The organism is Roseospirillum parvum (genome assembly GCF_900100455.1).
GTDB classification, from domain to species: domain Bacteria; phylum Pseudomonadota; class Alphaproteobacteria; order Rhodospirillales; family Rhodospirillaceae; genus Roseospirillum; species Roseospirillum parvum.
In genome coordinates this window covers 1-1,440 of record NZ_FNCV01000035.1, presented here as the reverse complement: position 1 = coordinate 1,440, position 1,440 = coordinate 1, and the positions used below count along the sequence as shown (strand labels likewise).

Genomic DNA, 1,440 nt, shown 5'->3' with positions numbered 1-1,440 from the left:
GATCGCGTCCCTGGAGGTGGTGTAGCAGCGCGGGCGGCGTCGCGGTCTCCGGCCGGGTTTGGCCGAGTGGCTACTGTGCCGCGGAGAGCAGCGGCGTGACGGTATCGTCGCTCACCGTGGCGATTGTTTCCAGCGTCATGTATCGGGCGCGCTGGACCGCCCATTCGTCGTTCTGCTCCATCAGGATTGCGCCGACCAGACGGGTGATGGCGTCCTCGTTGGGGAAGACGCCGACGACCCGGGTCCTGCGCTTGATCTCGCCGTTGAGGCGCTCGATGGGGTTGGTCGAGTGCAGCTTGGTCCAATGCTCCTTCGGGAAGGTCATGTAGGCCAGCACGTCAGTCTCGGCGTCGTCCATCATGGCGGCCAGCTTCGGGACCTTGGGCCGGACCTGATCGGCGACCTGACGCCACTGGGCCTTGGCCGCGTTGGCGTTTGGTTGAGCGAAGGCGGTGGCGATGAAGGCGGCGACGAGGCGCCGACCCTGCTTGCCGGCATGGGCCAGGACGTTGCGCATGAAGTGGACGCGGCAGCGCTGCCAGGTGGCGCCCAGCACCTTGGCGACGGCGGCCTTGAGGCCCTCATGGGCGTCGGAGACGACCAGCTTGACGCCGGCGAGCCCCCGGCGCCGCAGTTTGCGCAGGAACTCCACCCAGAAGGTCTCGGCCTCGGAGGCGCCGATGTCCATGCCCAGCACCTGCCGGCGGCCGTCTCCATTGACGGCGATGGCGATGACGACGGCCACGTCGACATAGCGGCCCTGGTCCGGCTCGCGGACCTTCAGGTAGGTCGCGTCGAGCCAGAGATAGGGCCAGTCGCCCTCCAGCGGGCGGGTCAGGAACGCCTTGACGCGGACATCGATGTCCTCGCACAGGCGGCTGACCTGGCTCTTGGAGATGCCGCTCATGCCCATGGCCTGGACCAGCGCATCGACCGAACGGGTCGAGACCCCGTTGATGTAGCATTCCTGGATGACCGCGGTGAGCGCCTTCTCGGCGGCCCGGCGCGGTTCCAGGAAGCTCGGGAAGTAGCTGCCCTGGCGCAGCTTGGGGATGCGCAGATCGACGCTGCCGGCGCGGGTCTCCCACGCGCGGTCCCGGTAGCCGTTGCGTTGGGTCAGGCGGTCGGCCGGGTTGCGTTCGCCGTGGGCGACGCCGGTCCTGGCCTCGACCTCCAGCTCCATCAGCCGCTGGGCGGCGAAACCGATCATCTCGCGCAACAGATCGGCATCGGGGGTCTTGGCGAGCAGGGACTGAAGGGCCATTCTGTCGTCGGTCATCGCGGGTCTCCGTGTGTGTGGTTTCGTTTGGCGACAAAACCTTACCGAATATCCGCGATGACCACCGCTGTGGATAAGCGGCCCGCCGCCGCCGGCTCCCTGGCGGGCGCGGCGGCGGACCCCTTAACCACAGCTCCTACACCACGCAACGGGACGTGACC

At 68.1% G+C, this 1,440-nt stretch carries 1 protein-coding gene; it reads right to left on the bottom strand.

The features are described from left to right. Positions 1 to 70: 70 nt before the first annotated feature. Positions 71 to 1,279 (bottom strand): IS256 family transposase, encoded by a 1,209-nt coding sequence (locus tag BLR95_RS15390; protein ID WP_092622148.1) that lies wholly within the window; start codon positions 1,277 to 1,279, stop codon positions 71 to 73. Positions 1,280 to 1,440: the final 161 nt, after the last annotated feature.